This is a genomic window from Mycolicibacterium baixiangningiae, from assembly GCF_016313185.1.
In the GTDB taxonomy this organism is placed as follows: domain Bacteria; phylum Actinomycetota; class Actinomycetes; order Mycobacteriales; family Mycobacteriaceae; genus Mycobacterium; species Mycobacterium baixiangningiae.
This window is the reverse complement of sequence record NZ_CP066218.1, coordinates 2,438,288-2,455,114: the sequence shown is the minus strand read 5'-3', so window position 1 is coordinate 2,455,114 and position 16,827 is coordinate 2,438,288. Positions and strand designations below refer to the sequence as shown.

Below are 16,827 nucleotides of genomic sequence, written 5' to 3'. Positions count from 1 at the left end.
CCTTAGGGTGGATTCTCGTGAGCTCCGATCCCGGCTACCAGGCCCCCATCGTCACCGTCAGTTCCTCCATCCCGCGTCGCGGTGTGGGTGAGGCCGTCCTCATCGTGCCCGTCGTCACCCGTGACGACGCGGCGACGGTGCTCGCCGCGGCACCCTTCCTCGACGGCGACGCGGTCAGCGAGATCGAGTCGGCGCTCAAAGCGCTCGGCGCTACCGGCGGTGAAGGTCAGACCCACCGCCTGGTGGTGGGCTCGCTCCCGGTGGCCAGCGTGCTGACCATCGGCATGGGCAAGGACCGCGACCAGTGGCCCGCCGACACCGTGCGGCGGGTGGCCGGCACCGCGGCCCGGTCGCTCGACAAGGTGGCCACGGTGCTGACCACGTTGTCCGCGCTGGATCTCGAGGCGGCGATCGAGGGCCTGATCCTGGGGTCCTACCGCTTCACCGAGTTCCGCAGCGACAAGACCGCGCCCAAGGACGGCGGTCTGCGCGCGATCACCGCGTTGTCGCAGGAGCCCAAGGGCCGCGCCCGCGACGCCGCACAGCGCGCCACCGACATCGCGACGGCCGTCGCCACGGCCCGCGACTTCGTCAACACCCCGCCCAGCCACCTCTACCCTGACGAATTCGCCAAGCGCGCAAAGGCTTTGGGTGAAGCGGCCGGCCTGAGCGTTGAGATCCTCGACGACAAGGCGCTGGCGAAGGCCGGTTACGGCGGCATCGTCGGGGTCGGAAAGGGTTCGTCGCGGCCGCCGCGGCTGGTGCGGTTGACCCACAAGGGCGCCAAAATGCGTGGGAAGAATCGAGCGAAGACGGTCGCGCTCATCGGCAAGGGCATCACCTTCGACACCGGCGGCATCTCGATCAAACCGGCCGCCAACATGCACCACATGACCTCCGACATGGGCGGCGCCGCCGCGGTGATCGCCACCGTCGTCCTGGCCGCGAAGCAGAACCTGCCGCTCGACGTGATCGCCACCGTGCCGATGGCCGAGAACATGCCGTCGGCGACCGCGCAGCGGCCCGGTGACGTGCTGACGCAGTACGGCGGCACCACCGTGGAGGTGCTCAACACCGACGCCGAGGGCCGGTTGATCCTGGCCGACGCGATCGTGCGGGCCTGCGAGGACAACCCCGACTACCTGATCGAGACATCCACGCTGACCGGCGCCCAGACCGTCGCGCTCGGCGCGCGCACCCCCGGCGTCATGGGCAGCGACGCGTTCCGCGACCGGGTGGCGACGCTGTCGCAGGAGGTCGGTGAGAACGCGTGGGCGATGCCATTGCCCGAGGAACTGCGCGACGACCTCAAGTCGACGGTCGCCGACCTCGCCAACGTCAGCGGCTCGCGCTACGCGGGGATGCTGGTAGCGGGCACCTACCTGCGCGAGTTCGTCGCCGACGGGGTGGAGTGGGCGCACATCGACGTCGCGGCCCCGGCATACAACTCGGGCGGCCCGTGGGGGTACACCCCCAAGGGCGGCACCGGGGTTCCGACGCGGACCATGTTCGCGGCCCTCGAAGACATCGCCAGGGCTGGCTAGAGGACGCGGCCGCGGGCCGTGCTGCGCAGCGCCTGCGGCAGCACCCGCGAGACGCCGTAGACGAAGTAGGCCTCCGGCATCACCGGCCGGATCGCCTTGTTCGCCTTGACCGCCGCGACGATCGCTTTGGCCGCCTTGTCCGGGCCGTAGCGGCGCATCGCGAACATCTTCTGCAGCTGACCCCGCCGGCCGGCCACGTCGCCGCTGCGGTCGGCCGGGGCGTGAATCCGCGTGTTGCGGACGATGTTGGTGTTGACGGTGCTCGGGCAGATCGTCGTCAGCCCGATCCCCGCCTCGTCGAGTTCGGCGCGCAGACAGTCGGAGAACATGTACACCGCGGCCTTCGACGTGCAGTAGGCGTTCAGCGACTGCAGCGGCGCGTATGACGCCATCGACGCGACGTTGACGATGTGCCCGCCGCTGCCCCGTTCGACGAGCCGGCTCGCGAAGGCCCGGCAGCCGTTGACCACACCGCCGAGGTTCACGTCGAGGACCCGGTCCCACTGCTCGCGCGGGGTGTCCAGGAAGCGGCCGGCCTGCCCGACACCGGCGTTGTTGACGACGATGTCGGGCACCCCGTGCGCAGTGCACACCTCGTCGGCGAACCGCTCGACCGCATCGGCGTCGGAGACGTCGAGGACGTAGGCGTGGGCGATACCGCCGCGCGCCTCGATCGCGGCCGCGGTCTGCTTCGCGCCGGCCTCGTCGATGTCGCTGACCACCAGCTCGGCGCCTTCGCGTGCGAATGCCAGCGCGGTCTCGCGCCCGATGCCGCTGCCCGCGCCGGTCACCGAAACCAATGTGTCCGAAAAGTATTCGCGCGGCACACCGAACCGGGCCCGGCGCAGCTCCCGAGAGGCGGGCCTGCCGTCGAGGTGCCCGACGAGCTCCGCGACGGCGTCCGCGATGACGTCCGGGTGCGACATCGGCGACCAGTGGCCGGCACGCAGCTCGCGGCGCCACAACGTCGGAACCCACTGCGAGATCTCGTCGTACACATACGGACGGATGAATGCATCGCCGGTGTTGACGAGGAGCTGGACCGGCACGTCGACGACGCGAGCCGTGCGCTTGGTCAGCAGCGAGCGGAAGTAGTTGGCGCGGTACACCTTCACGCTGCGCGCGGCGTCGGCCCGATAGGTGTCGGAGTGCAACAGCCGATCGGCGGGGATGCCCTCGGCGACCCGCTGGAACTGCCGCAGACCCTCGGCGATGAACGCGCGCACCGAGATCGGGGCGATCACCGGAATGGACAGGAAGATCATGTAGCTCAGCCGCGCGAACTGGTTCAGCGCACGGCCCAGCCGGCGGACACGGTAGGGGCGCTTCAGCCCGTCCAGCACATACCGGTAGACGTGGTCGACGCTCGGCCCCGACAGCGAGCTGAACGACGCGACCCGCTCGGCGGCTTCGGGCCGCGTCAGGTACTCCCACATGCCCGTCGATCCCCAGTCGTGCGCCAGCACGTGCACCCGCCGCCCCGGCGCGACGGCTTCGGCGACCGCGGCGAAATCGTCGGCGTAGTGGGCCGTGGTGTATGCCGAGGCGGGTTTCGGCGCCGAGGTCGGGCTGACGCCGCGGTTGTCGTAGCGCACGAGGTGGAACCGATCGCGGAGCGCTGCGACGACGCTGTCCCAGACCACGTGTGAGTCGGGCCAGCCGTGCACGAGGATCAGCGTGGGCCCGTCGGCGTTGCCCTCTTCGTAGACCGCGACGCGCACGCCGTCGGTGCTGTCGACGAATCGGGGGGCAGGTCGCGGCATTCGTGTCACCCTTCGAGTTCGCGGCGCGCGGCGCGTTTGCGTTCGATGCGCTGCCGCGCGTCATAGTCGCGCATGCGCTGCGGATAGCCGACCTTCTGCACGTCGTAGACCGGGATCTTGAGCCGATCGGAGAGCCGCCGGGCGCCGGCGTCTCCCCCGGCGCGCCGCCGCGTCCACTCGCCGTCGGCGGCGACGAGCACCACCGTGACGTCGGTGACCGTCGTCTTCGGTTCGACGTACGCCTCGACGCCACGATGTTCGGACACCCATTGCTGCAGGTAACGCAGATCGGCCGCGGGATCGCGGCCGTCGGCGCGCGCGGCGCGGCGGCCGCGCAACTTGTTGAACAGTCCCACCGTCTCCCTCGGCTCTCCTCAGACTCCTTTCGATAGTGCCAGAGCTCTCCGTTGCCGAGTCTCTCCACGAAACCCGGGGACGGACGTGGAAGGATGGCTTGTGACGTTCGCCCACCCCTGCGACTGATCGTTCGAAGGAGCCAACACACATGGCCGTCTCTGTCCAGATGCCCGCACTCGGTGAGAGCGTCACCGAAGGCACCGTCACCCGGTGGCTCAAGCAAGAGGGTGACACCGTCGAACAGGACGAGCCCCTACTCGAGGTCTCGACCGACAAGGTCGACACCGAGATTCCGTCGCCGGCCTCCGGTGTGCTGCAGAAGATCGTGGCGCAGGAGGACGACACGGTCGAGGTGGGCGGGGAGCTGGCCGTGATCGGCGAGGGCGGCGAGGATTCGGGTGAGTCGGACGCCTCCTCCGACGAGGACGAGGACGCGCCCGCCGAGGAGCCGGCCGCCGAGGAGGCCGAAAGCGAGCCCGAGCCGGAGCCGGAACCCGAGCCCGAGCCGAAGAAGGAGTCGAAGCCGAAGTCGTCCGGGTCGTCGACGCCGGTGAAGATGCCCGAACTCGGTGAGTCCGTCACCGAGGGCACGGTCACCCGCTGGCTGAAGAAGGTCGGCGACAGCGTCGAGGTCGACGAGCCGCTGCTCGAGGTGTCCACCGACAAGGTCGACACCGAGATTCCGTCGCCGGTGGCCGGCACGCTGCTGGAGATCATCGCCGAAGAGGACGACACGGTCGAGGTCGGCGGCGAGCTCGCCAAGATCGGCGACGCCGATCAGGCGGAGTCTGAACCAGAGCCGGAACCCGAGCCCGAACCCGAGCCCGAACCTGAGCCCGAGCCCGAGCCCGAGCCCGAACCCGAGCCCGAACCCGAGCCTGAGAAGGAAGCCAAGGCCGAGCCGAAGGAAGAGCCCAAGCCGGAACCGGAGCCCGAGCCCGAGCCCGAACCGAAGCAAGAGGCCAAGCCCGAGCCCGAACAGGACGACTCCGAGCCGTCTGATGGCAGCGGCCCGTACGTCACCCCGCTGGTGCGCAAGCTGGCCGCCGAACACGACGTCGACCTGGGCGCCATCAAGGGCACCGGGGTAGGCGGCCGCGTCCGCAAACAGGATGTGCTCGCCGCCGCCGAGGCGAAGAAGGCACCGGCCGCCTCCACTGAGGACGCCGCCGAGGCACCGGGTAAGGCACCTGCCGCGGCGACGGCCGGCGCGAACGCCGCGGACGCCCCGCTGGCCCATCTGCGTGGCACCAAGCAGAAGGCCACCCGCATCCGTCAGCTGACGGCGAAGAAGACCCGTGAATCCCTCCAGGCCACAGCGCAATTGACGCAGGTTCACGAAGTCGACATGACCAAGATCGTGGCCCTGCGCGCCAAGGCCAAGGCCGGTTTCGCCGAGCGGGAAGGCGTGAACCTCACCTACCTGCCGTTCATCGCGAAGGCCGCCATCGACGCGCTGAAGATGCACCCGAACGTCAACGCGAGCTACAGCGAGGACTCCAAGGAGATCACCTACTACGACGCCGAGCACCTCGGTTTCGCGGTCGACACCGAGCAGGGCCTGCTCTCTCCGGTCGTCAAGAACGCGGGCGACCTGTCGCTCGGCGGGCTGGCCCGGGCGATCTCCGACATCGCGGGGCGCGCCCGCTCGGGTGACCTCAAACCCGACGAACTGTCCGGCGGCACCTTCACGATCACCAACATCGGCAGCCAGGGCGCGCTGTTCGACACGCCGATCCTGGTCCCGCCGCAGGCGGCGATGCTGGGCACCGGCGCGATCGTCAAGCGGCCGCGGGTGATTGTCGACGAGTTCGGTAACGAGTCGATCGGTGTGCGGTCGATCTGCTACCTGCCGCTGACCTACGACCACCGACTCATCGACGGTGCGGACGCCGGTCGGTTCCTGACGACGATCAAGCGGCGGCTCGAAGAGGGTGCGTTCGAGGCGGATCTGGGGCTCTAGCCGCAGTGAGTGATGCCGTCGTCGCGATAGCAGGGTCCTCCGGGCTCATCGGATCGGCGCTGGTCTCTGCGTTGCGCTCCGCCGACCGCCGGGTGGTGCGGATCGTGCGCAGGGCACCATCGAACGCCGACGAGCTGTACTGGAACCCCGACACCGGTGAGTTCGACGCCGCGGCGCTGCGTGGGGTGGACGCCGTGGTCAACCTGTGCGGCGTCAACGTCGGCCGTCGGCGTTGGTCGGGGGCGTTCAAGCAGAGCCTGCGCGACAGTCGCATCGCCCCCACCGAGGTGCTCGCCAACGCCGTCGCCGACGCCGGGGTGCCGGTCCTGGTCAACGCCAGCGCCGTCGGGTACTACGGCGACACCCGGGGCCGGATCACCGACGAATCCGCGCCCGCGGGTGAGGGTTTCCTCGCCCAGCTGTGCGTCGACTGGGAAGCCGCGACGGCGGCCGCCACCGACGACGGCGCCCGGGTGGTGCTGTTGCGCACCGGCCTGGTGCTGTCGCCCGCCGGCGGGATGCTGGCCCGGCTCAAACCGCTGTTCAACCTGGGCCTGGGTGCGCGGTTGGGCAACGGCAGGCAATACATGCCGTGGATCAGCCTCGAGGATCAGGTGCGCGCCGTGCTGTTCGCCGTCGGACACGACGAACTGTCGGGGCCGCTCAACCTGACCGGGCCCGCACCGGTGACCAACGCGGAGTTCACCACCGCGCTCGGCCACGCGGTCAACCGGCCCACCGCGCTGATGGTGCCGGGGTTCGCGCTGCGCACACTGCTCGGCGAGTTCGCCGAGGAAGGGTTGCTCGGTGGTCAGCGCGCGATACCCGCTGCGCTCGAGCGCGCCGGTTTCACGTTCCACCACAACACCGTCGGCGAAGCGCTCGCCTACGCCACCGGCCCTCGCGACGCCTGACGGGTAGCGTCGAACACATGGCCATTTCCATCAGGTCGTCGGCCCGTCCCGTCGAAGTAGAGCGCCTGGGCACCGTCGACTACCTCGACGCCTGGGACCGGCAGCGTCGGCTCGTCGACGCCCGGGTGGCCGGCGGCCCCGACACGCTGCTGCTGCTCGAGCATCCGTCGGTGTACACCGCGGGTAAGCGCACCGAAGACCACGAGCGTCCGGTGGACGGCACGCCGGTGGTCGACACCGACCGGGGCGGCAAGATCACCTGGCACGGCCCCGGCCAGCTGGTTGGCTATCCGATCGTCGGCCTCGCCGAACCGCTCGACGTGGTGAACTTCGTGCGTCGCATCGAGGAGGCGCTGATCGCGGTGTGCGCCGACCTGGGACTCGACGCCGGCCGGGTCGATGGCCGCTCCGGGGTGTGGCTGCCCGCCGATGCCGGCCGCCCGGCCCGCAAGATCGGGGCGATCGGCATCCGGGTGTCGCGGGGCACCACGCTGCACGGTTTCTCGCTGAACTGCGACTGCGATCTGTCGGCGTTCTCGGCGATCGTGCCGTGCGGTATCGCCGACGCCGGTGTCACGTCGCTGACCCGCGAGCTGGGCCGGCGCGTCACGGTCGACGAGGTCGCCGACGCCGTCGCCCATCAGGTCTGCGACGCGCTCGACGGCCGCCTGCCGGTCGCTGCGGGCGCGGTCGCGGGCGTAGCATCGACAAAGTGACAGTCACGCCGCCTGAGGGTCGCAAGCTGCTGCGTCTCGAGGTACGCAACGCGCAGACGCCCATCGAGCGCAAACCCCCGTGGATCAAGACCCGCGCCAAGATGGGCCCGGAGTACAAAGAGCTCAAGGCGCTGGTCAAGCGTGAGGGCCTGCACACGGTGTGCGAGGAAGCCGGCTGTCCCAACATCTTCGAATGCTGGGAGGACCGCGAGGCGACGTTCCTGATCGGCGGGGAACAGTGCACCCGGCGCTGCGACTTCTGCCAGATCGACACCGGTAAGCCGGCCGAACTCGACCGCGACGAACCGCGCCGGGTCGCCGAAAGCGTTCAGGCCATGGGCCTGCGGTACTCGACGGTGACCGGTGTTGCGCGTGACGACCTGCCCGACGGCGGCGCCTGGCTCTACGCCGAGACGGTGCGCGAGATCAAACGGCTCAACCCCAACACCGGTGTGGAGTTGCTGATCCCGGACTTCAACGGTGACCCCGCACAGCTTGCGCAGGTCTTCGAGGCGCGTCCGGAAGTGTTGGCGCACAACGTCGAAACGGTGCCGCGCATTTTCAAGCGGATCCGTCCGGCGTTCCGCTACGAGCGCAGCCTCGGGGTGCTGACCGCCGCCCGCGACTTCGGTCTGGTCACCAAGAGCAACCTGATCCTCGGCATGGGTGAGACGCCCGACGAGGTGCGCACCGCGCTGGTCGACCTGCACGAGGCGGGCTGCGACATCATCACCATCACCCAGTACCTGCGGCCGTCGCCGCGCCACCACCCGGTGGAACGCTGGGTGAGACCGGAGGAATTCGTCGAGTTCGCGGCGTTCGCCGAGGAGCTCGGATTCGCCGGGGTGCTGGCCGGTCCGCTGGTGCGATCGTCGTACCGCGCGGGACGGCTGTACGCCCAGGCCGCGCGGCTGAAACCGGCCGCCGCCCCACCCGTATCCTGAGAGCCATGGCGAAGACCCGCAAACCCGCTGCCACCAAGGCCGCCAAGGCCGAGGCGAAGGCCGCCCGCAAGGCCGCGTCGAAGCAGCGGCGCAGCCAGCTGTGGCAGGCGTTCCAGATCCAGCGCAAAGAGGACAAGCGGCTGCTGCCGTACATGATCGGCGCATTCGTCGTGATCGTGGCGGTGTCGGTGACGATCGGCGTCCTCGTCGGCGGGTTCGCGATGTACACGCTGATCCCGCTGGGCGTGGTGCTCGGTGTGCTGGTCGCGTTCATCATCTTCGGCCGGCGGGCGCAGAAATCGGTGTACCGCAAGGCCGAGGGCCAGACCGGTGCCGCGGCGTGGGCGCTCGACAACCTGCGCGGACGGTGGCGGGTGACGCCCGGCGTGGCCGCGACCGGCAACTTCGACGCCGTCCACCGGGTGATCGGCCGTCCCGGGGTGATTTTCGTCGCCGAGGGCTCCCCCAGCCGGGTCAAGCCGCTGCTCGCGCAGGAGAAGAAGCGCACCGCGCGGCTCATCGGGGACACCCCGATCTACGACGTCATCGTCGGCAACGGCGAGGGTGAGGTGCCGCTGGCCAAGCTCGAGCGCCACCTCAACAAGCTGCCGGCCAACATCACCGTCAAGCAGATGGACGCCCTCGAGTCACGACTGGCCGCCCTCGGCAGCAAGATCGGACCGGCCGCGATGCCGAAGGGCCCGATGCCGGCCCAGGCCAAGATGCGCGGTGTGCAGCGCACCGTGCGCAGGCGTTAGCGGCGCGCCGCAGCGCGAACCACCCACGCACCCGCGATACTTCCGCGGATGTGCACAGCGTGTGAGTGGGCGCCACATTTCGCGTCGTTTGGTGGCCGGGCCACCCGACGTACCATGTTGCGGGCCGCCGCGACGGTGACCGCGGTGACCGCGGCGAGCGCCTGCGCCGCCCCGTCGCCGGGCACCTCGCCGGGCGGCGCTGCAGGTGTCCACACTCGCCGATGCGCTGGGCGCGATCGAGCGTTACGCCAAAGACAATCCCACCGGTGCGATCCGCGGATTCGGTTGGCGGGTGGACATGTTCGGGCCCGACGGCCCCACCCGGGCCGACCTGGACCGCATCCTCCCCGACCGGCCCGCGTTCTTCTTCGCCATCGACGGGCACAGCCTGTGGGCGAACAGCACGGCACTCGAGATCGCCGGGGTCACACGCGACACCCCTGATCCGATACCGGGTTTCAGCTACTACGCCCGCGACGCGAACGGTGACCCGACCGGCTACATCCTCGAGGTCAACGCGGTACTCGGCCTCGTCGACGCCGTCGAGCCGATCTCGCCGGACACCATGGGCACGCTGATGGAGGGCTGGCTACCGAAGGCCTCCGCGGCCAGCATCACCTCGGTGTTCGACGCCGGTGTGCCGCCCATCGGTGACGACCAGGCCGCGCTGCTGCGCCTGTACACCGACGTCGAGCAACGCGGTGCGCTGCCGTTCCGCGTGGTCGCGTCGTATTCGGTCCGGTCGGCTCCGGTCGAGGGGGCGGTCGACGCGCTCAACGCGATCCGCCGTGAGGTGTCCGGGGAACTGGTGTCGGTGGACGTCGTCAAGATCGTGGGGGACGGCACCCAGGGCGGTTACACCGCCTGGCTCGTCGAGCCCTACGCCGACAAACCGGACTCCACCGGCGGGTCTCCGTTCACCGAGGAGCAGTGGCATCAACTCATCGGGGCGGTCGACGCGGCCGGTTACGACGTGCACGTCCATGCCTGCGGGGAGCGCACCGCGCGCGTCGCACTCGACGCCGTCGAACGCGCGATCGCCGCGAATCCTCCCCGCGACCGGCGCCACGCCGTCGCCCACCTGGTGTTCGTCGAGGACAGCGACAACCCCCGCTTCGGTGAACTCGGCGTCACCGCACAGTTCTCGGCGAACTGGATGTCGGCGGATCCCGACACCATCGAGAACATGGGCGCGCGATACGGATCGCCGCGCAAGGAGTTGCTCTACCGGCCGCAGGCGGTGCTGAGATCCGGCGGCCGCATCTCCCTTGGCACGGACTGGCCTGCGGCGGGCTACTACTCGACGTACAAACCGCTCGACTCGATCCAGGTCGGGGTGACGCGCCAGCTGGTCGGCGAACTCGACGCGCCGGTGCTGGAGCCGGTGGATCAGAAGCTGTCGGTCGCAGAGGCGGTGCACGCCAACACGATCGGCTCCGCCTACCAGATCCGGCTCGACGACAAGGTAGGGTCCGTCGAGGTCGGGAAGTTCGCCGACCTGATCGTGCTCGACCAGAACATCTTCGAGATCGACCCGCAAGACATCCACCGCGCGAACGTGGTGCTGACGATGATGAACGGCCGGATCCGCCACGAGGCCTGACGCCGAACGTGAGCTTGTGCGCGAGTCTTGCGCGGATTGTCGAGCACAACCTCACGTTCGATCTGGGCGGAACCGGCGCGGGCGGTGACGCCGTCCTATCGGGGTGCAGTGGCCATTTCTCGGCACCGAGGCCCTGACGGCCGGAGTCGTCAACCGGTATCAGCTGGCGACGCGCCACGATGCGCTGTTCCGCAACGTGTACGTGCCGAAGGGGCAGGCGGTGACGCCGGTCGACAAGGCGGTCGGCGCGTGGCTCTGGTCGGGTAGGCGGGCCACCGCCGCGGGTCTGTCGGCCGCGGCGCTGCACGGGACGAAGTGGATCGACGCGACGCTGCCCGCCGAGCTCAACCAGGCGAGTCGGCACAAGACCGAGAACATCCTGCTGCACAGCGACACCCTGGTCGACGACGAGATCTGCCTGGTGCGGGGCATCTGCGCGACGACACCTGCGCGGACGGCGTTCGACCTGGGCCGTCGCAAGGGTATGACGACCGCAGTGATGCGACTTGATGCGCTCAGGCAGGCGACTCGACTGCGCGTCGACGACGTCCAGGCGCTCGTCGAACGTCATCGAGGTGCCCGCGGCATCGTGGCGCTTCGCCAAGCCCTGGTGCTATCGGATGCCGGAGCGGAGTCGCCGCAGGAGACCCGGACGCGGTTGGTCCTCACCGCCGCCGGGATGCGGCCGACCCGTACGCAGATCGAGGTCTACGACCACGGCGACTTCGTGGCCCGCATCGACATGGGTTATCCCCGATGGCAGGTCGGCGTCGAATACGACGGGCCGCAACACTGGACTGACCCTCGCGTCCGTGACCGCGACCTCGAGCGGCGGGCCCGACTGGCGGCACTGGGCTGGCGCATCGTCCACGTCAACGCCGAGATGCTGCGCTACCGGCCGGCGGTCATCGTCGGTCGCACGCAGGCCGCGCTGGCCGATGCCCGCGCTGACCTTCGCCGAGCGTGAACTTGTGCGCGAGTTCCTGGCCGAAAGTCGAACACGAGCTCACGTTCGGCACCGGCTACCGCTTCACCACCGCCGTCTTGGTGGCCAGATCGTGCAGGCCGCGCAGATCAGAATCGGTGAACAACGCCGGGATCACCAACGCGATGAGCAGCCCACGGGCCACGGCGCGGCCGACGCCGACCTGCTCGCGGTCGTCCATCGACACCACCATCACCCCGAGGGCGAGCTGTCCCGGGGTGAAGCCGAACAGCCGCACCGACACCACCCCGATGACGAACCAGATGACGAGGATCGCCGTCGACATCGCGCCCGCCGAGACCAGCCCGACCGTCATCGCGAGCGCGGCGAGACCGTAGGCGATGAACCAGTCGACCAGCATGGCGGCCACCCGGCGACCGAACCGCGCCATCGAGCCGGGGCCGTTCTCGGGCAGACCGAGCCGGTGACCCGGATATTCATTCGGTGGTTGGCCCGGGCCGCCGGGTCCGCGATTCGATTCCGGACCGGACAGCCAGGACCCGAGCGCGCGGGCCATACTGTCAGGATAGGCGGGCCCTCGGAGCCTGCCGCAGACCCGGGTGTGACGCTCCGCCGTAACTTGGGCGCAACATGTGGTTGACGACCGTGCAACATCGTGTCCTTAGCGTCAACGCGCGGGTTACCAGTAAAGGAGATAACTAAGTGGCAGATAAGACGGCCGACGACATCATCAAGCAGATCAAGGACGAATCGGTCGAGTACGTCGACATCCGGTTCTGCGATCTTCCGGGTGTCGTCCAGCACTTCTCGATCCCGGCCTCGGCGTTCGACGAGAGCGTCTTCGAAGACGGGTTGGCGTTCGACGGCTCGTCTGTCCGCGGCTTCCAGTCGATCCACGAGTCGGACATGATGTTGCTGCCCGACCCCGCGACGGCGCGCATCGACCCGTTCCGGCACGCCAAGACGCTCAACATGAACTTCTTCGTGCACGATCCGTTCACGCGTGAGGCCTACTCCCGTGACCCCCGCAACGTGGCGCGCAAGGCGGAGAACTACCTCACCAGCACCGGAATCGCCGACACCTGCTTCTTCGGCGCCGAGGCCGAGTTCTACATCTTCGACTCGGTGACGTTCGACTCCAAGATCAACGGCACGTCCTACGAGGTGGATTCCGAGTCGGGCTGGTGGAACACCGGTGAGCCATTCGAGGCCGACGGCAGCCCCAACCTGGGTTACAAGGTCCGCCCCAAGGGCGGCTACTTCCCGGTGGCGCCGTACGACCACTACGTCGACCTGCGCGACGAGATGGCGACCAACCTGCAGAACGCCGGGTTCGTCCTCGAGCGCGGCCATCACGAGGTCGGCACCGCGGGCCAGGCGGAGATCAACTACAAGTTCAACACGCTGCTGCACGCGGCTGATGACGTGCTGCTGTTCAAGTACATCATCAAGAACACGGCATGGAAGAACGGCAAGACCGTCACGTTCATGCCCAAGCCGCTGTTCGGTGACAACGGTTCGGGTATGCACGCCCACCAGTCGCTGTGGAAGGACGGCCAGCCGCTGTTCCACGACGAGTCGGGTTACGCGGGCCTGTCGGATCTCGCCCGCCACTACATCGGCGGCATCCTGCACCACGCGCCGTCGCTGCTGGCGTTCACCAACCCGACGGTGAACTCCTACAAGCGTCTGGTGCCGGGCTACGAGGCGCCAATCAACCTGGTGTACAGCCAGCGCAACCGCTCGGCGTGCGTCCGCATCCCGATCACCGGCAACAACCCGAAGGCCAAGCGCCTCGAGTTCCGCTGCCCGGACAGCTCGGGCAACCCGTACCTCGCGTTCGCGGCGATGCTGATGGCAGGCATCGACGGCATCAAGCGCAAGATCGAGCCGCAGGCGCCGGTCGACAAGGACCTCTACGAGCTGCCGCCGGACGAGGCCGCCAGCATCCCGCAGGCCCCGACTTCGCTGGCCGCGGTGATCGACAGGCTCGAGGACGATCACGAGTACCTCACCGAGGGCGGCGTGTTCACCGAGGACCTGATCGAGACGTGGATCTCCTACAAGCGGGAGAACGAGATCATGCCGATCCAGATCCGTCCTCACCCGTACGAATTCTCGCTGTACTACGACGTGTAAATAGCGACGACGTGTAAGCAGTCGACGCGTCACAGGGCCGGGTGGAGCAATCCACCCGGCCCTTTGCTCATGCAGTCGCAGGACGACAGAGAAGGCCTGTGCCGCACCAGTTCTGCTGGTTGAGCTGGTCGAGCATCGCCGCCTCTGCCGAACCCGGATTGCGCCGCACCCCGACGAGGACGGGCTCGGTCAGGGTGGGCAGTAGCGGGCAAGCCAGCTCCTCGAAGCCCTCGGGGACGGCCGAGGCCGGGACCACCGTGACGCCCAAGCCCTGCGCGACAAGCCGAACCGCAGTGGAGATCTGCGACGCTCGGGCAACCGTGTGGGGGCTGAGGTCCGCGTCGGCCAGCACGCGGGCGAGGTACTCGTCGAGCAGGCTGGTTCGCCGGAACCGGATCCACCCCTCCGACGCCAGATCATCCAGCCGCAGGGCGACGCCACCCGAGAGAAGCGGGTGCCCCTTCGGTAGGACGGCGACGTAGGCTTCCTCGCCCAGCCGATGAACGTCGAAGGTGCACCCGGTGGGCACGCGGTGGACGAGAACCATGTCGAGGGTTCCCTGACGGGCCAGTCGTTCCATATCGGCGGGATCGGGCTCCTCGTAGAGAGTCACCTGCAGCTTCGGGTGGCGCTGACGCAGCTGTCCCAATGCCTGGGGCAGCTGACGCGCTCCCAGGCCCATGTGAACGGCGATGATCAGTTCGCCCGCCAGGTCCCCCTCGGCGGCGCGGGCGGCGGTGATGGCACGCCTGGATGCAGTCGTCGCGATCTTCGCCTCGACCAGGAAAGCCCGCCCGGCCACCGTCACCGTCACCCCGCTCGGGGTGCGGGTGAACAGCTGAACCCCGAGGTGCTTCTCCAAGCTGCCGATCTGCTGTGACAGAGAGGGTTGAGTGACCCGCAGCCGTTCTGCCGCCGCTGTCATCGAGCCCTCGTCGGCGACGGCCAACGCATATTCGTATTGGCGCAGATTCATTCGACTCCTCCGTCGAGATAGGCAACGTCAATGCACATCATACGTTGCCACTATTTGCGCCTATGTTGCGACGGTCCTACCGTGGTGCACACCCGGGCCCGCCCCAATCATCAACCGCACCAACCAAAACGACGGGACAGCACATGAGTCGACCACTACGCATCGGAGTCCAACTGTGGCCCGGTGGGACACCGGACTACCAGAGCTGGCGCAACGCGGTCTTGCGCGCTGAAGACCTCGGCACCGACATGATCCTCGGCTACGACCACTTCCATCGTCCGCACTTCACCGAGATCGTCGACGGGATGCCGGTGCTGGACGACATCCAACCCGACGTGAACAACTTCGAGGGGTGGACGGCGCTGGCGACGTGGGGCGAAATCACTCACCGCGCCGAGATCGGGCTCCAGGTCAGCGGGATCGGATATCGCAATCCCGACCTGCTGGCCGACATGGCCCGCACAGTCGATCACATCAGCGGCGGCCGACTGATCCTCGGCCTCGGTGCTGGCTGGTACGAAAAGGATTACACCGTATACGGATACGACTTCGGCACCTGGAAGACGCGCTTCGATCTACTCGACGCCGGTTTGGACCGCATCGCAGCGCGTCTTGCGGTCCTCAAGCCCGCCCCGGTTCGCAAGATTCCCATCCTGATCGGCGGCTCCGGCGTCAAGCGCACGCTACCTGCGGTCGCCCGACACGCTGACATCTGGCACACCTACATCGGTCTCGACAAGTTCCACGATGCCAGCGCGCGCCTGGACGATCTCGCCGTCGCCGCAGGCCGCGCCGGCGCCGACATCGAGCGGTCCGTGGGTTGGGAGAACGCCGCCAGCGCCAACGCCTTCCGTGACGCCGGAGCGACGACGTTCACAACCGAGATCCACCCGACCGATGGGGGCTACGACTTTTCTGTCCTCACCGAGATGCTCGCCTGGCGCAGGGCGCAGCAATGACCATGCGTCTCGCGAACAAGGTAGCTCTCGTCACCGGCGGGAGCGCGGGCCTCGGTCTGGCGATCGCCCAGAAATTCGGCCGCGAAGGCGCCCACGTCTACATCACGGGGCGACGTAAGGAGGCGCTCGACGCCGCAAAGGCGTCGATCGAGGGACGGGTCACGGCCGTCTCGGCAGACGCCACGGTGTCGGGTGATCTCGACCATCTCATCGATGTGGTCCGTCAGGAGAGCGGGCACCTCGACGTCGTCGTCGCCAACGCTGGGAGCATTGAGCGGATGAACTTCGGGGACGTGACCGAGGAACATTTCGACCGCACCTTCGACCTCAATGCTCGCGGCACCCTGTTCACCGTCCAGAAGGCGCTGCCGCTTTTACGAACGGGCGGATCGATCATTCTGCTGGGCTCGGTCACGGCCTTCACGGGACATCCCGGGGCGGGGGCCTACAGCGCGGCGAAGGCCGCCGTGCGCTCCTACGCGCGCACCTGGGCAGCGGAGTTCGGCGACCGGGGTATTCGGGTCAACGTGCTGAGTCCGGGACCGATCGACACACCTATCATCGACGGACAGGCCGGGTATTTCGGCCAAGACCCGGCGGCTCTCCGAGCCCACATGAGCACCCTCGTCCCGATGGGCCGCCTCGGCCTTCCCGAGGAGATCGCCAACGGGGCACTGTTTCTCGCCTCGGACGAGAGCAGTTTCATGACAGGTGCAGAACTTTGCATCGACGGCGGTATGGCTCAGGTATAGCCCGCTTCAGCCGAAACCCGGCACCGAAGCCTGACAATGGATCCATGCGTGTCCTGGTGCAGCGGGTGTCCTCGGCCAGCGTGACCGTCGACGGTGAGGTGGTGGGCGCCATCGCGCCCGCGCACCAGGGGCTGCTGGCTCTGGTGGGCGTCACCCACACCGACGACACCGACACCGCGCAGAAGATGGCCGAAAAGCTCTGGCAGTTGCGCATTCTCGACGGAGAGCGGTCCGCCTCCGACGAAGCGGCGCCGATCCTGGTGGTCAGCCAGTTCACGCTGTACGCCAACACCGCGAAGGGCCGCCGCCCCTCGTGGAACGCCGCCGCGCCCCGGCCCGTCGCGGAGCCTCTCGTCGTCGCGCTCTGCGAGGCGCTGACCGCACAGGGCGCCGATGTGCACACGGGAGTCTTCGGTGCGGATATGAAAGTGGAACTGGTGAACGACGGTCCGGTAACAGTGCTGTTGGAGCTCTGAAAATCCAGCGCGCCTGC

General features: G+C 68.4%; 15 protein-coding genes and 1 pseudogene. 12 read left to right on the top strand and 4 right to left on the bottom strand.

Annotated elements, in window-relative coordinates; genetic code table 11:
* Window positions 1–17 precede the first annotated feature (17 nt).
* Complete coding sequence (locus I7X18_RS11480) at window positions 18–1,544, top strand: leucyl aminopeptidase (RefSeq protein ID WP_193047329.1); 1,527 nt, start codon at window positions 18–20, stop codon at window positions 1,542–1,544.
* Here the strand turns inward: I7X18_RS11480 and I7X18_RS11475 are convergent.
* Both I7X18_RS11475 and I7X18_RS11470 read right to left on the bottom strand, forming a co-directional pair.
* Window positions 1,541–3,307, bottom strand: coding sequence for an SDR family oxidoreductase (locus tag I7X18_RS11475; RefSeq protein ID WP_193047328.1), 1,767 nt, complete (start codon window positions 3,305–3,307; stop codon window positions 1,541–1,543). The two genes, I7X18_RS11480 and I7X18_RS11475, sit on opposite strands and share 4 nt — an antisense overlap.
* Before the next feature lie 5 nt (window positions 3,308–3,312).
* Window positions 3,313–3,663 carry an oxidoreductase gene (locus I7X18_RS11470; RefSeq protein ID WP_193047327.1) on the bottom strand — a complete coding sequence of 117 codons (351 nt, stop codon included), beginning with the start codon at window positions 3,661–3,663 and terminating at the stop codon, window positions 3,313–3,315.
* Between the two features lie 149 nt (window positions 3,664–3,812).
* Between I7X18_RS11470 and sucB the strand changes: the two genes are divergently transcribed.
* From sucB to I7X18_RS11435, 7 genes and pseudogenes are all read left to right on the top strand, one after another.
* Window positions 3,813–5,627: a 2-oxoglutarate dehydrogenase, E2 component, dihydrolipoamide succinyltransferase gene (gene sucB, locus I7X18_RS11465; protein WP_193047326.1), complete on the top strand. Its 1,815-nt coding sequence runs from the start codon at window positions 3,813–3,815 to the stop codon at window positions 5,625–5,627.
* A gap of 5 nt (window positions 5,628–5,632) precedes the next feature.
* Window positions 5,633–6,541, top strand: a complete 909-nt coding sequence (locus tag I7X18_RS11460) for a TIGR01777 family oxidoreductase (protein ID WP_193047325.1) — start codon at window positions 5,633–5,635, stop codon at window positions 6,539–6,541.
* A 17-nt stretch (window positions 6,542–6,558) separates the two neighbouring features.
* Window positions 6,559–7,257, top strand: a complete 699-nt coding sequence (gene lipB / locus I7X18_RS11455; RefSeq protein WP_193047324.1) for a lipoyl(octanoyl) transferase LipB — start codon at window positions 6,559–6,561, stop codon at window positions 7,255–7,257.
* On the top strand, window positions 7,254–8,201 hold the full coding sequence (gene lipA, locus I7X18_RS11450) for a lipoyl synthase (protein WP_193047323.1): 948 nt from the start codon (window positions 7,254–7,256) through the stop codon (window positions 8,199–8,201). Before lipB ends, lipA begins: the two co-directional genes overlap by 4 nt.
* A 5-nt stretch (window positions 8,202–8,206) precedes the next feature.
* On the top strand, window positions 8,207–8,959 hold the full coding sequence (locus I7X18_RS11445) for a DUF4191 domain-containing protein (RefSeq protein WP_193047322.1): 753 nt from the start codon (window positions 8,207–8,209) through the stop codon (window positions 8,957–8,959).
* A gap of 48 nt (window positions 8,960–9,007) precedes the next feature.
* Window positions 9,008–10,562 (top strand): annotated as a pseudogene (locus I7X18_RS11440) (amidohydrolase).
* Between the two features lie 103 nt (window positions 10,563–10,665).
* A complete protein-coding gene (locus I7X18_RS11435) occupies window positions 10,666–11,529 on the top strand; it encodes an endonuclease domain-containing protein (protein ID WP_193047321.1) in 864 nt (287 codons plus the stop codon).
* Window positions 11,530–11,584: 55 nt separating this feature from the next.
* Here the strand turns inward: I7X18_RS11435 and I7X18_RS11430 are convergent, their stop codons facing one another.
* The gene (locus I7X18_RS11430; protein WP_193047320.1) at window positions 11,585–12,064 is read right to left on the bottom strand and encodes an RDD family protein; all 480 of its coding nucleotides are present in this window, start codon (window positions 12,062–12,064) and stop codon (window positions 11,585–11,587) included.
* Window positions 12,065–12,210: 146 nt separating this feature from the next.
* Here I7X18_RS11430 and glnA point away from each other — a divergent pair, with 146 nt between their 5' ends.
* On the top strand, window positions 12,211–13,647 hold the full coding sequence (gene glnA, locus I7X18_RS11425) for a type I glutamate--ammonia ligase (protein ID WP_193047319.1): 1,437 nt from the start codon (window positions 12,211–12,213) through the stop codon (window positions 13,645–13,647).
* 67 nt (window positions 13,648–13,714) lie between these two features.
* Here the strand turns inward: glnA and I7X18_RS11420 are convergent, their stop codons facing one another.
* Window positions 13,715–14,623, bottom strand: coding sequence for a LysR family transcriptional regulator (locus I7X18_RS11420; protein ID WP_193047318.1), 909 nt, complete (start codon window positions 14,621–14,623; stop codon window positions 13,715–13,717).
* Between the two features lie 143 nt (window positions 14,624–14,766).
* On the opposite strand from I7X18_RS11420, the gene I7X18_RS11415 reads away from it, so the two are divergent.
* The 3 genes from I7X18_RS11415 to dtd are packed head-to-tail and all read left to right on the top strand — an operon-like array spanning window position 14,767 to window position 16,810.
* Complete coding sequence (locus I7X18_RS11415; protein WP_193047317.1) at window positions 14,767–15,582, top strand: LLM class F420-dependent oxidoreductase; 816 nt, start codon at window positions 14,767–14,769, stop codon at window positions 15,580–15,582.
* 2 nt (window positions 15,583–15,584) lie between these two features.
* Complete coding sequence (locus I7X18_RS11410; RefSeq protein WP_193047596.1) at window positions 15,585–16,334, top strand: SDR family NAD(P)-dependent oxidoreductase; 750 nt, start codon at window positions 15,585–15,587, stop codon at window positions 16,332–16,334.
* 44 nt (window positions 16,335–16,378) lie between these two features.
* On the top strand, window positions 16,379–16,810 hold the full coding sequence (gene dtd / locus I7X18_RS11405) for a D-aminoacyl-tRNA deacylase (protein WP_193047316.1): 432 nt from the start codon (window positions 16,379–16,381) through the stop codon (window positions 16,808–16,810).
* The last annotated feature ends 17 nt before the right edge of the window (window positions 16,811–16,827 follow it).